Raw genomic sequence first — 18,396 nt, 5'->3', positions numbered from 1 at the left:
AGGATCGTGGCCGCGATCGCCGCGAAAAGGTCGCCTGAGAGCGGACATGGCGCGTATGCGGCGACATGATCGCTCGCAGGCGACCTTTCTGCGGTGACCCCCCTTCCGCGCGACGCGTCAGGCGCCCACGGGGGCGGAGCGGTGAGCCGCGCCCGGGTGAGACGCGGGCAGGTGCGCGGTGCCTTCGGGGAAGAGGCGCTCCCGGAGGGTGTCGCCCACGTACTCCGTGCGGGCCAGGCCGCGGGCGCGCAGCACCGGCAGCACGTGCTCGAGGAAGTCGTCGTAGGTTCCCGGCGTCATGTGCGGCTGGATGAGGAACCCGTCGGCGCCCGTGACCCGCACGAACTCCTCGACCTGGTCGACGACCTCCTCGCCGGATCCGACGAAGACGCTGCCGTTGATGCCCGCCACCCGGAAGTCCTCGATGATGTCTCGCACGAGCGGGGCGGGCCTGCCGTCCCGTCCGAGGTAGCGCTGCAGGTTCGACAGCCCGAGCTCCGTGCTCCGCTGCGTGAGCGGCTTGTCGGGATCGAGCGCGAGCAGGTCGACTCCGGTGTTGCCCGCGAAGATCGCCGCGGCCCCCTCGGGTGTCGACATCGCGAGCATCTCCTCGTGCGTCGCCTGCGCCTCCTCCGATGTGGCACCGGCGAGGAACAGCGCTCCGACGAGCACCTTGATCGAGTCGGGCTCGCGGCCCGCGGCGACCGCGGCGTCACGGATGCCGCGGATGTTGCGGGCCACCCGCTCCGGGTCGCCGCCGGCGACGAACACGGCCTCCGCGTGCTTCCCCGCGAACTCCATTCCGCGCCCCGAGGTGCCGGCCTGCACGAGGAGCGGGGTGCGCTGCTTCGACGGCGGCATGTTGAGCAGCCCGTCGGCGCGGAAGTACGGGCCGTCGTGGTGGATGACACGCACCTTCTCCGGGTCGGCGTAGATGCCCGACGCCTTGTCGCGCACGAGCGCATCGTCGTCCCACGACCCCTCCCAGAGCTTCAGCGAGAGCTCGACGTAGTCGTCGGCCATGTCGTAGCGCTCGTCGTGAGGGATGAGCGGCTTGCCCATGAGGGCCGCCGCCGTGGCTCCGGACGACCCGGTCACGATGTTCCAGCCGATGCGCCCGTCGGTGAAGTGGTCGAGGGTGGCGAAGCGGCGCGCGTTCGCCGCCGGCGGTTCGACCGTGGTCGAAGCGGTGACCACGAACCCCAGGTGTTCGGTCGCCGCGGCGAGCGCCGAGATGAGGGGCATCGGGTCGCCGTGCGGGATGCCGCGTCCCTCGCGCACCGACGCGGGGATCAGCTCGCCGTCGAGCGCCGGGAAGCCGTAGCTGTCGGCGAAGAAGAGGAAGTCGAGCTTCGCCTCTTCGAACGTCTTCGCGAGCCGGATCCAGTGCTGCAGTGAGGTGAAGTCGGCCGAGGTGTCGTCCGGATGCTGCCACGCGGAGCCGATCGTCCCGTTGGGTCCGATGTACTGGAAGATCGCGAGCACGAGGGGTGAGGTCATGCAGATATTTATGTCATAAATATTGTTACGCTCGTGTGAACAGTGAGAGGGGTCGCGGTGACCGCATCCGCCGGCAGGTCGACGGCACCCCTCGACGACGATGCCGTCGTGATGGGTGAGCGCATCCGCTCGCTGCGTCGCGAGCGCGGGCTCACGCTCGTCGAGCTCGCGGGCCTGACAGGGATGTCGCAGCCTTTCCTCTCCCTCGTCGAACGCGGGCACGCGCGCCTCAGCCTCACGTCGATGGCCCGGGTGTCGGATGCGCTGGGCATCCGGTCAGGTGCGCTCCTCGCCCGCGAGGCGACCGACCGCGAGGAGCTCGACGGAGTCGACGTCGTGCATGGCGACCATCGCGCCTCCCCCGCCGCGGGCTCGCGACGAGCCTGGCAGCTGGCGCAGCTGCCAGGCGGCCTGTTCGGCACCGAGATGGTCGGCACCGAGCGCGACGGGGAGTTCGCCGCGCACGCGGAGGACGAGTTCGTCTACGTGCTCGAGGGTGTCCTCGAGGTGGAGCTCGAGGACGGATCCGTGCAGACGCTCGGTCGAGGTGACTCGATCGCCTTCGCCGCGGGCCGTCGTCATCTCTGGCGCGCGGTCGACGACGAGGGCTACCGGGTGCTCACGGTGACCGCCCCACCGGTCGGCGGCTGACCCCGAGAGGCGGGTGGCTCCCGCACGACGCTCGGGCCCCGAGCGGCCTCGGACGCTCGACGGTACGGTGGGCCGCATGAGCGAGACCGACGGACCCGACCGCGACCACCGCCGACCGAAGGGAGTCGACGACGCCACGGTCGAGGCGCTCGGCAAGCTCAGCGAGGCGCTCGAGGTGGTCGAGAACGCCCGAGGGATGCTCTACGCCTTCCACCGCATGACCGGCCAGGCCGACTTCGCGCTCGGTGAGGCCGTCGACCTGTTCCGCGACGCCGGGCACCCCGAGATCGCCGATCGGCTCGAGACCGAGCTGGTGGGCCGCAACGTGATCGAGGGTCGCTGGACGTTCCAGATCGTCGAGGAGTTCGACGACGGCTACTGGGCGGAGTTCCGCGACGCGGAGCGCCGCGCGCGAGAGGAGCTCGTCGACGGCCGCCGCCACCTCTTCGAGGCGGAGATGAAGGAGGACCGCCGCACGCACGGCCGCCGCCACCACGAAGCGCTTCCCCACGACCGCGCCGGGGAATCACGATGAGGCGGCTCGTCTACTACGTGGCCACCACGATCGACGGCTTCATCGCCGAACCCGATCGCGGCGACCCCACCGGCCGCGCCTCCTTCCCCGTGACCGACGACCTCGTGCGCTTCATCATCGAGACGTACCCGGAGACGCTCCCCGCCGCCGCCCGAGCCGCACTCGGTCTCGAGGGACCGGGGCGTGCGTTCGACACCGTCCTGGAAGGCCGCGGCTCCTACGAGGTCGGGCTGGCGGCCGGCGTGGAGGATGCCTACCCCCACCTGCGCCACCTGGTCTTCTCGTCGACCCTCGGTGAGCTGCCGGATCCGGCGATCGAGCTCGTGAACGGAGACGCGATCGGGCGGGTGCGCGAGCTCAAGCGGGAGGCGGGGCTCGACCTCTGGCTCGTGGGAGGGGGCGGCCTGGCGCATGCGCTGCTCCCGGAGATCGACCGACTCGTACTGAAGGTCACCCCTGCGGTCATCGGATCGGGGGTTCCGCTCGTCGGCGGTCCGTTCACCGCGCACTTGTTCCAGCCCGTCGACGAGGTCCGCCTTCCCGGCGGGGTGCGTGTCGTCACGTACGACCGGGCGCACGCACCCTCGCAGGTGCGCTGACCGCGAACCCCGCCCGCACGTCGGATGTGCGGTGCACACTGGACGCATGCCTGAGCTTCCCGAGGTGCAGGCGCTCGTGACCGACCTCCGCGGTCGGCTCGTCGGGCGCCAGGTCGATCGACTCGACGTGGTGTCGTTCGCCGTGCTCAAGACCTTCGATCCGCCCGTCTCGCAGCTGCACGACCAGTCCGTGCTCGACGTGCGCCGGCACGGCAAGTTCCTCGACCTCGCCATCGGCGACCTCCACCTCGTCATGCACCTGGCCCGCGCCGGGTGGGTGCGCTGGCGCGAGGCGGCGCCGAAGCCCGCCGGCCGGCCCGGTAAGACCGCACTGGCGGCGCGGCTCGTGCTCGACGACGGGTCCGGCTTCGACGTGACGGAGGCGGGCACCAAGAAGAGCCTCGCGATCTACGTGGTACGCGATCCGTCCGAGGTGCCGGGCATCGCGCGCCTGGGTCCCGATCCGCTCGACGAGTCGTTCACCGAGGAGCGGTTCGCCGAGATCCTCGCCGCATCCGGCAGGTCGCAGATCAAGGGCGTGCTGCGCAACCAGTCGCTGATCGCGGGCATCGGCAACGCCTACTCCGACGAGATCCTGCACGTGGCGCGCATGTCGCCGTACAAGCCGGCGGCGATGGCGTCCGACGACGTGACCCGCCTGTACGAGGCGATGCAGACCACCCTGCGCGAGGCGCTGGAGCGGGCCGACGGGCTGGCGGCGTCCGAGCTCAAGGCCGAGAAGAAGTCGGGTCTCCGGGTGCACGGGCGCACCGGCGAGGCCTGCCCGATCTGCGGCGACACCATCCGTCAGGTGACGTTCGCCGACACGAACTTCCAGTACTGCCCCACCTGCCAGACCGGAGGGAAGCCCCTCGCTGACAGGGTCCTCTCGCGTCTGCTCAAGTGAGACACCGTGAAGCCCCCGTTGTGGGGGAACGGCGGAGCTCCGCCGCGCCGATAGAGTTTCCCAGACCGCAAGGGTGAGGGGACAGACGTGACACGTCGATTCGGCATGATGACCATGGCAGCGGGATCGGCGGCACTGGCCGTCGCTGCGCTGGTGGCGATCCCGGCGACGGCGAACGCCGCCCCGCAGGACACGTCGCTGGCGGGGCTGCAGTACGTCGCGATGGGCGATTCGTACTCCGCGGGCTACGGCCTCACGCCGCTCACGGGCGAGCCGGTGCCCGGATGCGCACAGGCCGCCGTCGACTACCCGCATCAGCTCGCGGCCACCTACGGGCTCGAGCTCACCGACGTGTCGTGCGCGGGTGCGTGGGCGGCGAACATGACGACCCCGCAGGACTTCCCCGACGAGGACGCTCCGCCTCAGGTGGGCGCTCTGAGCGACGACACCGACATCGTCACCGTCACCCTCGGCGGCAACGACCTCGGCTTCTCCAGCGTCGCCGCGTCGTGCATCGCGCTGAGTGCCAACGGCCCGGTGGCGGGAACCAACCCCAACGACCCGTTCCAGTCACCGAACTGCGAGAGCATCTACGTGCAGGGCGGGGTCGACTCGCTGGCGCAGCGCCTCACCGACGTCGTCATCCCGAACATCGCGAACGGCCTCGCGGCGATCAAGGCGAAGGCGCCGAACGCGAAGGTCTTCGTCGTCGGCTACCCCGCCATCACCCCGGACGCGGCCAACACGCCACCCGCAGGCTGCTACACGAGCCCGATCGACAACCTCCAGCCCGTGCCCGACAGCTTCCCCTTCACCGACACCGACGTCCCGTACCTCCACCAGCTCGAGGAGAAGCTCGACGTCGCGGTGCAGGAGCAGGCGGGGATCGCAGGCTTCACCTACGTGCCGACGTTCGAGGCCACGCTCGCCCACAGCGCCTGCGCGTCTGCCGACGAGCAGTACGTGCAGGGGGTCACGCTCGCGAGCGACCTCTCCTCGGCCGTGCCCGGCTCGCTCCACCCGAACGCCACGGGTGTGCCGTTCATCGCGAGCCAGCTCGCGCCGCTGTTCGAGGCCGCGTTCCCCGCTCCCGTCCCGCCGTCGCCCTCGCCCAGCGCGAGCCCGGCGCCCACGTCATCGGCCGCCACGCTGGCGAACACGGGATCCGATCCGATCCTCCCGCTCGGGCTCGCCGCGGGCGCACTGCTCCTCGGCGGCCTCGCCGTGGCGAGCGCCTTCCGCCGCAGCCGCACGGGCACGGGCGCGAGCCGCTGACGCCGACGAGCCGGGCGGTCCGTCAGACGGGTCGCTCGGCTCGCAGCATCCGGGTGATCTCGCGTCGCGTGCGCAGGTCGAGCCTGACCAGGATGTTCGCGACGTGGAAGTCGATCGTCTTCCGCGACAGGTGCAGCATCGCTCCGATCTCGGCGCTCGTGTGACCCTCAGCCACCAGCTGGGCCACGCGGCGCTGCTGGTCGGTGAGCGCGGCGAGCACGTCGCCCGACCGCTGGGCGACGAGCGCGTCGCTGGTCGAGCGGATGATGCCGGTGCACAACGCGGCGAACCCGTCCGCGCCGAGCGCGAGCAGCTCGGCCCGCGCGTCCTCGTAGTGGGTGAGACCCTCGACGGGGTCGCCCAGGAGCGATACGTGGGTGCCCGCGACGATCCGCACCCAGGTGCGGCCGAGCGGGTCGTACCCGCCGTCGAGCGTCTCGACGGCGAGCTGCGTCAGACGGAGCGTCTCGGCGGACTGGTCGTCGACCCGGGCGAGGATCGCGGAGTGGATGAGGCAGTACGCGCTGTCAGCGACAGGGCTCTGCACCCAGCGCGCATGGAGGGCACGGTACTCGTCGAACCGGTCGAGGTGCCACAGCGCGAGCGCGCGGAGCGCCATCCACTCGGTCTCGTCGAACACGGTCCGGTGCTGCTGCTGCTCGAGGTCGTCGAGGGTGTCGTTCAGGGCCGCCCAGTCGTTGCGGCCGATCGAGCCGGCGACGCGGGCGTGCGAGACGAGCGTCGAGGTGATGAACGGGATCGGATGCGCGCCGCTGGTGGGCACCGACCTCGCCAGGCGGAGCGTCTCGCTGAGACGGCCGCCGAGGGCGGCGATCACCGCGTGCACGGCGGGCGCGAGGTAGTCGGGCGCCCGCTCCGCGTCGGACGGCATGCCGAACTCCGCCGCGAGCACCCTCGCGTCGTCCCAGCGACCCTGACGGGCCCGCACGAGGGCGAGCTCCGCCCGCGCCCAGCGCGCGAGCTCCGGTCGTGCGGACGCGAGCAGCGGGATCGCCGCCGACAGTGCGGAGGCGGCCCCACGGAGGTCACGTCTGCCGTCGAGCACGCTGCCCTGGGCGAGCAGCGCGAACCCGTGGAGGGCACCGAGCATCCTGGCCGAGCGTGCCGGGGCGAGGGCCGACGACAGCGCCGAGAGCTCCTCGGTGGGGGCCGACGTCGCCCGGCTCGTGTGGAACTCCACGAGCGCCACCGCGCCCAGGAGGTCGAAGCGGATGCCCGCGACCACGTCGTCGAGCGCACGATCACGCCGGGATTCGCCTCCAGCGCTCGCATCGACGCCGCCCTCGTCGAAACGGCCGCTCCCGACGCCGCCGCTCCCTCCGACGCCGTCGAGGAGCCGCGCGGTCCGCGCGATGCCCTCGACCGCATCCGGCCAGGCGGCCGTGGTCACGGCCTGCACCACGGCCTCGGCGCTGATCCGAGCGGCGAGGAGGAGGGACTCGGTATCGCCCGGATCGAGCACGACCATGCCGAGCAGCGACTGCGCGCCGCGCCGGTCGCCGGCGTGCAGGGCTCCGATCGCGTGGACGAGATCGAGGAGGGGCCCGTCCAGATCGAGGAGCAGATCGGCGTGGTCACTCAGCCGGACGAGGTCTCCGGTCCTGAGCGCCGTCCGCACCGCGCGCTGCGCGAGCGCACGGCGGCGCGCAGGATCGTCGGCCAGGGCCGCCGCGCGGAGGGAGGCGTCGATCGCGTCGTCGGCTCGGGCCTCGAAGCGCTGATCGGTGTCGTCGCGCATCCAGACCGTCTCCGTCCCCACCACCGGACTTCGTCGGGTTCGGGTGTGCCCGCCCGGCGATCGGTGTCCCTGACACGACGATACCGGTCCTGGGCGGGGACGGGACGATGACGTCATCGTCGGCGGGGACTCCGTCGTCGCCCGGCAAGTGCGAGGAGGATCGTGCCGCCCGCGAGGAGCACGGCGAGCGCCGCGCCGCCCGTGGGCAGCGCATCCGACGACGTCAGGCCCGTGGCGGCCAGCGTCGACTCCCCGCGGTGCCCGGCTGCGGCGGCCGCGCGATCGTCGACCCTGAGCGTGTACACCCGGTCGGCGACACCCGCCGGGCTGGAGGCGCGCACGGTGAAGCGGTACTCCCCGGCGGCGGTGGGCTCACCCTCGAGGGTCCCGTCGGTGAAGTGCACGCCAACGGGGAGCGTCCCGTCGAGGATGCTCGTGGCTACGAGAGGGGTGCCGCCCGTGGCGATCCGCTCGCTGTAGTGCTCACCCACTGAGGCGACGCGCAGCGACTCTGTGACGAGGGCCGGCGCATCCGCCCCCGCCAGGATGAAGGGGTTGTCTGCATCGACCTGGAGCCCCGTCACGGGGTGGGTCTGCGTGTACGGGACCACCTCGGGCAGCCGGATCTCGGGCCCGGCTGTGGTCCCGAACCACCCCGACTGGGAGTCGCCCCAGACGTAGACCGCGCCCTCATCGGTCCGCACCGCGCACGACAGCGCGGCGCAGCCGAGCTGAGGCGTGGCGCCCGCGGGCAGGTCGATCGGCTCCGGATGCGTACGGTCGGGTGCGGCCCCGCCATCGGCGAACAGGCCCGCCTCGTTGCTGCCCCAGACGTAGATGGTCCCGTCCTCGGTGAAGCCGAACCCGACGAAGTCCTCGATCGCGACGCCCTCGTAGTCGACGCCGTCGGGCATGTGCGCGAGGGTCGGCCGGTCGACCTCGTCGGGCGAGGCCGAGCCGCCCTGGAACTCCCCGACCGCGAGGTTGCCGTCGAGGTTCGATCCCCAGCCGTAGAGCTGCCCGTCGAGGGTGATGGCGCCGACGCTGATCGACGAGACGGAGACCTGGGCGAAGCTGTCGACGTTCTCGGGCATCACCACCTGGCCCGGGTGATCGCGGATCACCGGGACGGACGGTCCTCCGCCCAGCTGCCCGTAGATGTTGTCGCCCCACGTCCAGATGAACCCGCCCGGGGTCTCGGCGACACCGAACAGGGCGCCCGCCTGGATCGACTGGATGAGCACCCCGTCGGGGAACTCCACCCGCACCGGGGTGGGGTTCGCCTGATCCTCCGGCGTGACGGTGTGGTTGCCGAGCTGGCCGGAGGCGCCCCAGCCCCAGGCGAAGACCGCGCCGTCGTCGCGGAGCGCGGCGCTCCAGTCCTCGCCCGCGGCGACCTCGATGTACCGCCCCGCGGGCAACGAGGTCACCGGCACCGGGACGAGAGACTCCGGAAGAGCGGCCGGATCCTGCCCCAGGGCGCCGTACGTGTTCTGCCCCCAGGCCCAGACGGCGCCGTCGACGGTGACGCCGAGCGCGTGGTCGCCGGAGGAGGAGATGGTGGCGAGGTGGATGCCCGGGGCCGTCGCGACGAGCGTGGGCTCCGTGAGGAGGGTGTCGTTCGGAACGCCGGTGCCCGTCTGACCCCACGTGGAGTAGCCCCAGGTGAGCATGTGCTGCGACGGGCCGTCATCGGCGGCGACGCTCTGGCTCGCGTGCGCGGGAGCGACGAGCACCGTCGCGAGCATCACCGCCCCGACCGCTGCGGCTGACTTCGCTGTGCGGCTGACCGCTCGTGCCACGTCCATCTGCCCGTCCCCTCTCGGCGCCGAACAGTCCGTCGGCGGTGACAGGCTAGTGGCGCGGCGGGGCGCGGCGGACTGGGAATCGTTCCCGGTCTCGGGGCGGGACATGCGGGAAGGGCGCCCGCCGTCTGGCCGAGCGCCCTTCCCGGGTGAGGTCTACTTGAACGCGTCCTTGACGTTCTCGCCGGCCTTCTTGAAGTCGGCCGAGGTCTGGTCGGCCTTGCCCTCGGCGACCTTGGAGTCGTCGTCCGTCGCCTTGCCGAAGGCCTCCTTGGCCTTGCCGCTGACGTCCTGCGCCGCGTTCTCGATCTTGTCTCCGAGTCCCATGGCTGCTCCTTCCGCTTGTGGTCGGCGCTGGTTGCGCCCACGCACCACCCTGCCCCCGCTGCGGAATTCCGCCAGTGGGTCACATGGTGTTCTGAGCAAGCTGGATGAGGTTGCCGCAGGTGTCGTCGAACACCGCGATGATGACGGGCCCCACATCGGTGGGCGGCACGGTGAAGATGACGCCGAGGGCGAGCATCCGCTCGTACTCGGCCTGCGCATCCTCGACCCCGAGGACGCAGTACGGGATGCCGTCCTCGACCAGGGCGTCGACGAACGGAGGCACGGCGGGATGCGCCTTCGGCTCGAGCGAGATCTGGGTGCCATCGGGCCTGTCCGGGTCGACGACGGTGAGCCAGCGGTGCTCGCCCATCGGGACGTCGGCCGCGACGGCGAAGCCGAGCATGGAGGTGTAGAAGTCGACGGCGCGCTGCTGGTCGTCGACGAAGATGGACACGGTCTGGAGCTTCACGGTCTCGCCTCTCGCGGTCTTGTCTCTCTCGGGGGCCACCGCTCGGCGATCTGTGCGAGCGGGGTCGTGTCGATGGTGTGCACCCGGTATCGGCCGCGGCGCTCGGAGCGGACGAGGCCCGCCTGCTCGAGCACGTCGAGATGCTGCGTCACCGCCTGGCGCGTGAGCGTCAGCCCGTGCCGCATCGCGAGCGTCGAGCAGAGCTCGAACAGCGTCTGCTCGTCGCGCTGGAGCAGCACATCGAGCAGCAACCGCCTTGTCTCGTCCGAGATCGCCCGGTACACGTCGACCACGCCGCCACCTTATGCAAGCTCCCACTTGCCTGTCAACGATTTACCTCCGCGCTCCGGGGGCGAAGGTCAGCCACTCCTCGTCGACCACGTAGCCCAGGGCGAGGTTGGCGCCGACGCTGGCCGCGTTGCCCGCGCCACCGCCTGTGCGGAACCGCGTCCGGCCCTCGTCGGCCAGTGACAGCACCGACGCGGCCTTCACCGCCGCGCCGATCCCCCGCCCTCGCCACCCCGCGTCGACCACGGTGAAGTCCGTCTCGACCACCTCCGGCTCGATCACGATGAACGTGACGGCGACGAGGCGGCCGTCGGCGTCGAACGCGCCCCAGCCGCGGTGCACCGACGTGGGGACCGCCGCCTCGCGTCTGAGGGGCTCGTGCCTGGTCGCGACGTCGCCCGGATAGTCGCCCGCCGTCCGCGCGTCCAGCGCGAGCACCTTAGGCGCGTCGTCCGCCTCGAGCTCGCGGACGGTGACGATCGCGGCGACGCGGGTCGCGCGCTCGATCAGCGCGCCGCGGTGTCCGTCATCCACGTCGAGCTGCGCCGCCCACGAGCGCGCGACGACGACCCACCCCGCCCGTGCGAGCGCGGCCGCATCCTCGGACCCGGCCCGGACGACGCGACGCTGGTCCCCCGCCATCATCTTCAGACGAGCGCCTCGCCGGGGCGCGCCGCGAACGGCTCGAGCGCGGCGACGAGGCCGTCGTCGAGCCGGATCGTGGACGCCGCGACCGCGTCGTCCACCTGGCCCCGACGCGAGGCCCCCACGAGAGCCGTCGTGACGACGGGGTCGCGGAGCACCCACGCCACGGCGAGCTGCGGGATCGAGATTCCCGCGTCACGGGCGATGCCGGCGATGCCGCGGATGCGAGCGAGGTAGTCGTCTGTGAGCGCCGAGCCGTCGAGGAAGTGGCTGTCGGCCGCCCGCGAGTCGGCGGGCACGGATCCGTCGAGGTACTTCGCGGTGAGGAGGCCCTGCGCGAGCGGCGAGAACACGGCGGCGCCCACCCGGAGGTCGCCGAGGAGCGGGAAGAGCTCGGGCTCCGGCTCGCGGTCGAACAGCGAGTAGCTGGGCTGGTGCAGCAGCAGGCGCACCCCGGAGGCGCCGAGGAGCTCGTGCATCCGCCGGGTCTGCGCCGGCGGGTAGTTCGAGATGCCCACGTACAGCGCCTTGCCCGCGCGGACGATGTCGACCAGGGCCTGCGTGGTCTCCTCGAGCGGCGTCTCGGGGTCGAGGCGGTGGTGGTAGAACACGTCGACGTAGTCGGTGCTCATCCGCCTGAGGCTCTGCTCGAGCGATCGTGTCAGGTACTTGCGCGATCCGCCGTCGCCATAGGGACCGGGCCACATGTCGTAGCCGGCCTTCGTCGAGAGGAAGAGCTCGTCGCGGTAGACGCCGAGGTCGGTGGAGAGGACCGTGCCGAGCGTCGTCTCGGCCGCGCCGTAAGGCGGGCCGTAGTTGTTGGCGAGATCGATGTGGGCCACTCCGCGGTCGAAGGCGTGGAGGATGATCTCGCGCTGCGCCTCGAACGATCGGGTGCGGCCGAAGTTCTGCCACAGCCCGAGCGAGACGCGCGGCAGCAGCACCCCGCTCGCTCCCGCGCGCAGGTAGGGCACGTCGTCGTACCTGCTCGGCGCCGCCGTGAAGCGGGGAGTGAGGCGAGGATCCTGGGTGTCGATGGGCACGGTCGTCCTTCCTGGAACGGTGCGGGAGCGATGCAGAAGCGCGACTACACCACGACGATCTCGACGCCGGCGGCACGCAGCCGCTCGAGCTCGGCGGGGTCGGCGGAGTCGTCGGTGATGAGGACGTGCACGAGGTCGACCGCGCACATCTGGGCGAGGGCGGTGTGCCCGATCTTCGACCCGTCCGCGACCACGATGGTCCGCCGGGCGCGCGCGACCATGGCGTGGTTCGTCCGCGCCTCGGTCTCGTCGTGTGTCGTGATCCCGGCCTCGGCGGAGACGCCGTCGGCGCCGAGGATGGCGGTGCCGATGTTGACCGCCGAGAAGGTGCCTTCGGCGAGCACGCCGACGAGCTCCAGCGACTGCGCGCGCAGGATGCCACCCGTCATCACCACCTTGAGCCGCGGATGCGGGGCCACGAGCGAGGCGATCGACAGCGAGTTCGTGACGACGGTGAGGTCCATGTGGTGGGCCAGCTCGCGCGCCACCCCGGCGGTGGTCGACCCGCCGCTCAGCGCCACGGCGTGCCGCTCTCGCGGAACCAGCGCGACGGCGGCCCGCGCGATCCGGCGCTTGGCGTCCTGGAACCGGGTGTCGCGGAGGTCGACCGGGAGCTCGAGGACCGAGCTCGACGCCTTCGCCCCGCCGTGGGTGCGGACGATCAGACCCTGGTCGGCGAGCACCGTGAGATCGCGGCGCACGGTGGCGATCGATCCGCCGAAGAGGTCGCGGAGCTCGTGCAGGGACACCTCGCCGCGCTCGGCGACCACGTCGAGGATCGCCGCGAGTCGCCGGGAGCGCTTGCGTGATCCGGTCAACTCGGCGACGGAGGTCGTGCTGGAGGCGGTGGCCACGCACCGATCATGACAGGTGAGCGATTGAGCGTCAATTCGCGCATTCTGTTGCCGCGTTCGCGCACTACTCGGGATGATCGGTGCATGCCGACCATCGTCTTCCTCGGAGCGGGCAGCGTCGTGTTCACGCGACAGCTGGCCACCGACCTCCTCCGCTTCCCCGATCTCCCCACGCTGACCCTGGTGCTCCACGACGTCGATGCCGAGCGTCTCGAGGTCGCGCGCGGGACCGTCGAGAACATCGCCGCGCAGCTCGGCAAGGCCGTCGAGATCCGCGCGAGCCTCGACCGCAGCGAGGCGCTGGCCGGAGCCGACTTCGCGATCAACATGATCCAGGTCGGTGGGATCGCGGCGACGCGAGTCGACCTCGAGCTGCCGGCCCGCCGCGGGCTCCGCCAGACGATCGGCGACACCACCGGCGTCGGCGGCGTCTTCCGCGCCCTCCGCACGTTCCCTGTGCTCAGCGGCATCGCCGCCGACATGAGGGAGCTCTGCCCCGAGGCCATCTTCCTGAACTACACCAACCCGATGGCGATGAACGTGTGGTGGATGTCGGTCGTCGCGCCCGAGATCCGCACCTACGGCCTCTGCCACAGCGTCTACTGGACGGTGCACGACCTCTGCGAGCTCGTCGGTGTCCCCGTCGAGGGCACCCACTACCGCGCCGCGGGCGTCAACCACCAGGCCTGGCTCATGGAGTGGAGCCGGGACGGCGAGGACCTCTACCCGCGACTGCGCGAGCGGATCGCGGCCGACCCGGAGCTCCAGCGCCGGGTGCGAGTGGAGATCCTGCGCCGGATCGGCTACTACCCCACCGAGACCAGCGAGCACTCGGCGGAGTACCTCGACTGGTTCCTGCGGTCCGACGCGCAGATCGAGCGCTTCCGTCTGAAGCCCCTGGAGTACATCGGGATCTCGGAGGACAACGTCCGCGAGTTCGAGCAGGCCCGCGGCATCCTCGCTGAGGGCGGCGATCTGCCCCTGCACGACGCGGATGACGCCGCCGAGTACGCGCCGCAGATCATCCACTCCCTGCTCACCGGGACGGCCCGGGAGATCCACGTCAACGTGCCGAACACCGGCCTCATCGCCGAGCTGCCGGAGGGCGCCGCCGTCGAGGTGCCCGCCACGGTCGACGGCAGCGGGGTGCATCCCGAGACGTGGGGCGCCCTGCCGCCCGCGGGTGCCGCTCTCAACCGCACGTACCTCTCGGTGGCCGACCTCACGGTCCGCGCCATGCTCGACGGCGACCCCGAGCTCGTCCGCCGGGCCGTCCTCCTCGACGCGAACGCCAGCTCGACACTGACACCGGACGAGATCTGGGACCTCTGCGACGAGCTCACCGCCGCGCACGCGGCCTTCCTGCCCACCTCCCTCGGCGGGACTCTGGCGGGCACGTCGTGACCCTGGCCACGGCGGCCGAGCTGGTCGCCGACGCCGATGCCCGGGGACGGGCGGTGCCCGCGTTCAACGTGGTGAGCCTCGAGCAGGCGGAGGCCATCATCTGGGGAGCCGAGGATGCGGGTGTGCCGATCCTGCTGCAGGTGAGCGAGAACGCGATCAAGTGGCATGGGGGCTTCGCTCCCCTGCTCTTGGCCTGTCGTGAGCTCGCCGTGGCGTCGACCCTCCCGGTCGGCGTGCACGTCGACCACGTCGAGGACCCCGAGCTCGCGCGCTCCGTGCTGGTCCGCGCCGCCGAGCTCGGCACCGGATCGATCATGTTCGATGCGGCGAAGCTCGACGACGAGGCGAACGCGGCCCTGACCGCGCAGGTCGCGGCGGAAGCGCACGAGCGCGGTCTCTGGGTCGAGGGCGAGCTGGGTGAGGTGGGCGGCAAGAACGGCGCTCATGCTCCCGGCGTGCGCACCGACCCGGACGACGCCCGGCGATACGTGTCGGCGACGGACGTCGACGGCCTCGCCGTGGCCGTGGGCTCGGAGCACGCCATGACCGATCGCAGCGCGCGCCTCGACCTCGACCTCATCATCGCGCTGCGGCGCGCGGTCGACGTGCCCCTGGTGCTGCACGGCAGCTCAGGAGTGCCCGAGGACGCCCTCCGCGAGGCGGTCAGGGCGGGCATCCGGAAGGTCAACATCGGGACGGCGCTGGGTGTGACGGGCACGGCTCGGCTGCGCGCGGAGCTCGCCGCCCATCCGGCCTTCGTCGACCCGCGCGCCTACACCGGGCCCGTGCGCGACTCGATCCGACACCTGGTCGCCGACCTCGCCGCTGTGGTGGGCTGACCGCCCCACCACTCCGGCGTCCGCCAGCGGACCGAGGCCTCAGATGCCCAGCAGCCGACGCGCATTGCCGCGGTACAGCCCGGGCAGGAGCGCCGGGTCGAGGTCGGCGGCCGACACGGCCCATCGCCCCTGCGGCGGGATGGGGTCCTCGGGGGCGTAGGAGAAGCCCTCGTCGGCGGTCTCGAGGAAGCGGTAGTGCAGCGCGTACTGCTCCTCGGTCGCCGGATAGATGTCGGTGCCGAACAGGATGCGGTCGGGATGGTCGGCGACCAGCCGGGCGAAGCGACGGGGCTGCCGCCCGAGTTCGGCGAGGCGGCCGGCGATGTCGACGTGGTAGTTCGGCGCCGACCTGAGCAGCGCATCCACGCGGTCGAGGTCCTCCGCGGCGCAGCCGACGTGCGCGCCGATGAAGGCGGTGTCGGGGCAGGCCGCGACGAGCCGCGCGTGCGCCTCGAGGAGCGTGTCGAAGCCGGGGTACCGCGTGCGGTCCCCGAACCACCACTCCGGCATCGCGCCCAGCTCGTCGAGGCGCTCGTTGCGCTCGTCGAGGGGCTCGAAGAACGCGATCGGGTCGGCGGTGTGGATGAGGACGGGGATGCCGTGCTCGCCCGCGCGACGCAGCACGGCGACGACGCGCGGATCGTCCGGAGAGACGAGCCGGCCCTCGGCGTCGACCACCTCGAGACCCAGGTCCTTCCAGACCTTCACACCGCGAGCGCCGCGACGCACGCTGTCGTCGAGCTGTGCCACGAGCGCGGCCTCCGCGTCGGGATGCTGCAACAGGCTCCAGTCGAGCTGGCAGAACGTGACGAACCGACCCGGGTGGGCGCGGTCGTATCGGTTCAGGTTCTCGTCGAGCTCGTCGCCCCAGCGGCCGTCGAGGTTGACGATTGCTTCGACGTCGCGGGCATCCATCACCGCGAGCAGCGCGTCGACGTCGTCGATCATCCATCCGTCGTCCGCGAGCCAGCGCCCGAGGTGGTTGTGCACGTCAATGCAGGGAACGGCTGGACGGGGCAGGTCGGTACGGGTCGCGCGCAGCTGCGACACCGGCTCCCAGAGTCGGAGCGGGAGATCGGGGGTGGCGTGAGCTCTCTCTGACATGGGATCAGCCTCGCCTTCTGGCGACGTGAAGAGCAATCAGCATGCATTCATAATGAGCGATTCGGTCAATATCCTTCACGTTCGCTCACGAGCGGGCATCATGGCCTGAAGCTCCGCGCACTCCCCACTGCATCGTCCGCAACTGGAGGTCTCCGTGAACCGCATCATCCGCTCCACCGCCCTGCTCGCCGCCACCGCGGCCGTGATCGCCACCGCCGGCTGCGCCGCCGGCGGAGGGTCCACGACGCTCGACCCCGACGCCCCCGTCACGATCACGTGGTGGACGGGGCAGGCCGACGAGGCCGAGACCATCCTCGAGGGTCTCGCCGCCGAGTTCGAGCAGCTGCACCCCAACGTCACCATCGACGTCTCCTCCGGAGCGTCCTCCACCGAGGAGCTGCTGCAGAAGCTGTCGGCCGGCTTCGCGAGCAACAGCTACCCGAACATCTCGTACTCCTTCGGCTCCTGGGCGAGCGAGCTCGAGTCGTCGGGCCGCACGCTCGACATCACCGACCAGGTGAAGGAGCCCGACGTGGCCTGGGACGAGTTCTCCGAGGCCGCCCGCAAGACCGTACAGCCCACCGGCTCGAAGACGATCGGCTTCCCCGCCGTCGTCGACAACCTGTCGTTGCTCTACAACAAGACCGTCTTCGACGCCGCCGGCGTGCAGTATCCGACCGACGACTGGACCTGGGACGACTTCCGTGCCGCGGCGGCGAAGCTCACCGATCCGAGCACGGAGACGTACGGGTACGCCTACTCCGTCTCGGGATCCGAGGAGACGACCTGGCAGTTCTGGCCGCACCTGTGGCAGAACGGCGGCCAGATCCTCGACGGCGACGGCAAGGCAGCGTTCAACAGCAGCGAGGGCGTCGACGCCCTCGACTTCCTGCGGAGCATGGCCCAGGACGACAAGAGCATCTACCTCGACCAGACCGACACCCGGTTCGGGCAGCTCTTCGCCGCCGACCGCATCGGCATGATCACCTCCGGACCCTGGCAGCTGAACGATCTGAAGACCGCGGGCACCTCGTACGGCGTCACGCAGCTCCCCGGCACAGACGGCGACCACCAGACCGTGCAGGGCGCCGATCTCTGGGCACTGTTCGACACCCGCGACGCCAATGAGAACCACTGGACGTACGAGTTCACGAAGTGGCTCACCTCGGCCGAGCAGGACGAGAAGTGGAACATCGCCTACGGCAACCTGCCGCTCCGCACCAGCGAGCTCGACTCGCCCGCCTTCGAGGAGCAGGTGGCGGCCCTCCCCGGGTACGACGTCATGGCGAAGAACGCCTCCAATGCGGTGAACCCCCGCCCCACCGTCCCCGGCTACGTGGGCCTCTCGGAGGCCGTGGGGTCCGCGATCTCGTCGGTGCTCCAGGGTCAGGGTCAGGCCCAGCAGGCGCTCGACGACGCCGCCGCGAAGGCGGACCAGGCCCTCTCCGACTGACCATCCCACCGCCGATTCCTCGACAGCCCCCATCCCTGGAGAACCATGAACCTCACCATGCTCGAGATCGACAGCCAGCCGGACGTGTGGCGTACCGCGCTCGACCGCACCCCCGAGGCCCGCCGCGTCCTCGCCCGACCCGGTGAGCGGATGCTCGTGATCGGATGCGGGACCTCCGCCTTCGTCGCCGAGTCGTTCGCCCTTCTGCGCGAGCAGGCCGGGTTCGGCGAGACGGATGCGGCCTACGCCTCCGAGCCGCGGGCCTGGCGCCCGTACGACAGCGTCGTCGCGATCACCCGCTCCGGCACCACCACCGAGGTGGCCGATGCCCTGCGCCGCGTGCCGGCCGGCGTGACGACGATCGTCGTCACCGGAGTAGCGGACTCCCCCTGCGCCGAGCTCGCCGACGAGGTGCTGCTGCTCGACTTCGCCGATGAACGCTCGGTCGTGCAGACGCGCTTCCCGACGACGTTCCTCATCCTCGCCCGCGCCGCCCTCGGCGAGGACGTGGCGGACCTGCCCGCCCAGCTCCAGGAGTCGCTCGAGATCGAGGATGCGGTGGAGGACCCGGGCTACGACCACACCGTGTACCTCGGCACCGGCTGGACCTACGGCCTCGCCCAGGAGGCGGCGCTGAAGGTCCGCGAGGCCGCTCAGGCCTGGGCGGAGTCGTATCCGCTCCTCGACTACCGGCACGGTCCGCTCGCCGTCGCGCACCCCGGCTCGCTGGTCTGGTTCCTCGGCACGGCCGACGACGACCTCGCCCGCGACATCGAGGCGACGGGCGCGACGGTGCGGCAGCGAGAGGGTGAGGATCCGCTCGTCTCGCTCGTCCGAGCCCAGCGATACGCTGTTCGAGCCGCGACGGCCCGCGGGCTCGATCCCGACCACCCCCGCCACCTGACGCGCTCGATCGTCCTGTCCTGAGACCAGCCAGGG

Annotated in this window: 19 protein-coding genes; 9 read left to right on the top strand and 10 right to left on the bottom strand. The window is 71.4% G+C overall.

Annotated features, from left to right (window positions below):
- Positions 1 to 117: 117 nt before the first annotated feature.
- A complete protein-coding gene (locus ACFJGV_RS17940; RefSeq protein ID WP_378145503.1) occupies positions 118 to 1,500 on the bottom strand; it encodes an NtaA/DmoA family FMN-dependent monooxygenase in 1,383 nt (460 codons plus the stop codon).
- Between the two features lie 57 nt (positions 1,501 to 1,557).
- Here ACFJGV_RS17940 and ACFJGV_RS17935 point away from each other — a divergent pair, with 57 nt between their 5' ends.
- From ACFJGV_RS17935 to ACFJGV_RS17915, 5 genes are all read left to right on the top strand, one after another.
- Positions 1,558 to 2,151 carry a helix-turn-helix domain-containing protein gene (locus tag ACFJGV_RS17935; protein WP_378145501.1) on the top strand — a complete coding sequence of 198 codons (594 nt, stop codon included), beginning with the start codon at positions 1,558 to 1,560 and terminating at the stop codon, positions 2,149 to 2,151.
- Positions 2,152 to 2,227: 76 nt separating this feature from the next.
- On the top strand, positions 2,228 to 2,686 hold the full coding sequence (locus ACFJGV_RS17930; protein ID WP_378145500.1) for a hypothetical protein: 459 nt from the start codon (positions 2,228 to 2,230) through the stop codon (positions 2,684 to 2,686).
- Positions 2,683 to 3,285, top strand: coding sequence for a dihydrofolate reductase family protein (locus ACFJGV_RS17925; protein ID WP_378145499.1), 603 nt, complete (start codon positions 2,683 to 2,685; stop codon positions 3,283 to 3,285). Before ACFJGV_RS17930 ends, ACFJGV_RS17925 begins: the two co-directional genes overlap by 4 nt.
- A gap of 46 nt (positions 3,286 to 3,331) precedes the next feature.
- Positions 3,332 to 4,192 (top strand): Fpg/Nei family DNA glycosylase, encoded by an 861-nt coding sequence (locus tag ACFJGV_RS17920; RefSeq protein WP_378145497.1) that lies wholly within the window; start codon positions 3,332 to 3,334, stop codon positions 4,190 to 4,192.
- A gap of 87 nt (positions 4,193 to 4,279) precedes the next feature.
- Positions 4,280 to 5,467, top strand: coding sequence for an SGNH/GDSL hydrolase family protein (locus ACFJGV_RS17915; protein WP_378145495.1), 1,188 nt, complete (start codon positions 4,280 to 4,282; stop codon positions 5,465 to 5,467).
- A 22-nt stretch (positions 5,468 to 5,489) separates the two neighbouring features.
- On the opposite strand, the gene ACFJGV_RS17910 is transcribed toward ACFJGV_RS17915, so the two are convergent.
- The 8 genes from ACFJGV_RS17910 to ACFJGV_RS17875 form a co-directional block, all read right to left on the bottom strand.
- On the bottom strand, positions 5,490 to 7,226 hold the full coding sequence (locus ACFJGV_RS17910; protein ID WP_378145494.1) for a LuxR C-terminal-related transcriptional regulator: 1,737 nt from the start codon (positions 7,224 to 7,226) through the stop codon (positions 5,490 to 5,492).
- A 113-nt stretch (positions 7,227 to 7,339) separates the two neighbouring features.
- Positions 7,340 to 9,034, bottom strand: coding sequence for an RCC1 domain-containing protein (locus tag ACFJGV_RS17905; RefSeq protein ID WP_378145493.1), 1,695 nt, complete (start codon positions 9,032 to 9,034; stop codon positions 7,340 to 7,342).
- Positions 9,035 to 9,187: 153 nt separating this feature from the next.
- Positions 9,188 to 9,358, bottom strand: a complete 171-nt coding sequence (locus tag ACFJGV_RS17900) for a CsbD family protein (RefSeq protein ID WP_085018909.1) — start codon at positions 9,356 to 9,358, stop codon at positions 9,188 to 9,190.
- A 79-nt stretch (positions 9,359 to 9,437) separates the two neighbouring features.
- Positions 9,438 to 9,827, bottom strand: a complete 390-nt coding sequence (locus ACFJGV_RS17895) for a VOC family protein (RefSeq protein WP_378145491.1) — start codon at positions 9,825 to 9,827, stop codon at positions 9,438 to 9,440.
- A complete protein-coding gene (locus ACFJGV_RS17890; RefSeq protein ID WP_378145490.1) occupies positions 9,824 to 10,120 on the bottom strand; it encodes an ArsR/SmtB family transcription factor in 297 nt (98 codons plus the stop codon). The genes ACFJGV_RS17895 and ACFJGV_RS17890 overlap by 4 nt, the downstream gene beginning before the upstream one ends.
- A gap of 40 nt (positions 10,121 to 10,160) precedes the next feature.
- A complete protein-coding gene (locus ACFJGV_RS17885; protein ID WP_378145488.1) occupies positions 10,161 to 10,760 on the bottom strand; it encodes an acetyltransferase in 600 nt (199 codons plus the stop codon).
- Between the two features lie 2 nt (positions 10,761 to 10,762).
- Positions 10,763 to 11,803 carry an aldo/keto reductase gene (locus ACFJGV_RS17880; RefSeq protein ID WP_378145486.1) on the bottom strand — a complete coding sequence of 347 codons (1,041 nt, stop codon included), beginning with the start codon at positions 11,801 to 11,803 and terminating at the stop codon, positions 10,763 to 10,765.
- Positions 11,804 to 11,847: 44 nt separating this feature from the next.
- Positions 11,848 to 12,657, bottom strand: coding sequence for a DeoR/GlpR family DNA-binding transcription regulator (locus ACFJGV_RS17875; RefSeq protein ID WP_378145485.1), 810 nt, complete (start codon positions 12,655 to 12,657; stop codon positions 11,848 to 11,850).
- A gap of 84 nt (positions 12,658 to 12,741) precedes the next feature.
- Between ACFJGV_RS17875 and melA the strand changes: the two genes are divergently transcribed.
- On the top strand, positions 12,742 to 14,061 hold the full coding sequence (melA, locus tag ACFJGV_RS17870) for an alpha-galactosidase (protein ID WP_378145483.1): 1,320 nt from the start codon (positions 12,742 to 12,744) through the stop codon (positions 14,059 to 14,061).
- Complete coding sequence (locus tag ACFJGV_RS17865) at positions 14,058 to 14,900, top strand: class II fructose-bisphosphate aldolase (protein WP_378145481.1); 843 nt, start codon at positions 14,058 to 14,060, stop codon at positions 14,898 to 14,900. The genes melA and ACFJGV_RS17865 overlap by 4 nt, the downstream gene beginning before the upstream one ends.
- 39 nt (positions 14,901 to 14,939) lie before the next feature.
- Here the strand turns inward: ACFJGV_RS17865 and ACFJGV_RS17860 are convergent, their stop codons facing one another.
- Positions 14,940 to 16,004, bottom strand: a complete 1,065-nt coding sequence (locus ACFJGV_RS17860; protein ID WP_378145479.1) for an amidohydrolase family protein — start codon at positions 16,002 to 16,004, stop codon at positions 14,940 to 14,942.
- A gap of 154 nt (positions 16,005 to 16,158) precedes the next feature.
- Between ACFJGV_RS17860 and ACFJGV_RS17855 the strand changes: the two genes are divergently transcribed.
- Positions 16,159 to 17,457 (top strand): extracellular solute-binding protein, encoded by a 1,299-nt coding sequence (locus tag ACFJGV_RS17855; protein ID WP_378145477.1) that lies wholly within the window; start codon positions 16,159 to 16,161, stop codon positions 17,455 to 17,457.
- Positions 17,458 to 17,502: 45 nt separating this feature from the next.
- Positions 17,503 to 18,384: an SIS domain-containing protein gene (locus ACFJGV_RS17850; protein ID WP_378145476.1), complete on the top strand. Its 882-nt coding sequence runs from the start codon at positions 17,503 to 17,505 to the stop codon at positions 18,382 to 18,384.
- Positions 18,385 to 18,396 lie beyond the last annotated feature (12 nt).

Source organism: Cnuibacter sp. UC19_7, assembly GCF_042699995.1.
GTDB lineage: Bacteria > Actinomycetota > Actinomycetes > Actinomycetales > Microbacteriaceae > Cnuibacter.
Note: the sequence above shows the minus strand (reverse complement) of the source record. Positions and strands in the feature narration are given on the sequence as shown.

Bases quoted from the DNA above. Each gene is read 5' to 3' on its own strand.
- ACFJGV_RS17940 (WP_378145503.1), bottom strand. From the start codon at position 1,500: ATGACCTCACCCCTCGTGCTCGCGATCTTCCAGTACATCGGACCCAAC.
- ACFJGV_RS17930 (WP_378145500.1), top strand. From the start codon at position 2,228: ATGAGCGAGACCGACGGACCCGACCGCGACCACCGCCGACCGAAGGGA.
- ACFJGV_RS17925 (WP_378145499.1), top strand. From the start codon at position 2,683: ATGAGGCGGCTCGTCTACTACGTGGCCACCACGATCGACGGCTTCATC.
- ACFJGV_RS17920 (WP_378145497.1), top strand. From the start codon at position 3,332: ATGCCTGAGCTTCCCGAGGTGCAGGCGCTCGTGACCGACCTCCGCGGT.
- ACFJGV_RS17910 (WP_378145494.1), bottom strand. From the start codon at position 7,226: ATGCGCGACGACACCGATCAGCGCTTCGAGGCCCGAGCCGACGACGCG.
- ACFJGV_RS17905 (WP_378145493.1), bottom strand. From the start codon at position 9,034: ATGGACGTGGCACGAGCGGTCAGCCGCACAGCGAAGTCAGCCGCAGCG.
- ACFJGV_RS17900 (WP_085018909.1), bottom strand. From the start codon at position 9,358: ATGGGACTCGGAGACAAGATCGAGAACGCGGCGCAGGACGTCAGCGGC.
- ACFJGV_RS17885 (WP_378145488.1), bottom strand. From the start codon at position 10,760: ATGATGGCGGGGGACCAGCGTCGCGTCGTCCGGGCCGGGTCCGAGGAT.
- melA (WP_378145483.1), top strand. From the start codon at position 12,742: ATGCCGACCATCGTCTTCCTCGGAGCGGGCAGCGTCGTGTTCACGCGA.
- ACFJGV_RS17860 (WP_378145479.1), bottom strand. From the start codon at position 16,004: ATGTCAGAGAGAGCTCACGCCACCCCCGATCTCCCGCTCCGACTCTGG.
- ACFJGV_RS17850 (WP_378145476.1), top strand. From the start codon at position 17,503: ATGAACCTCACCATGCTCGAGATCGACAGCCAGCCGGACGTGTGGCGT.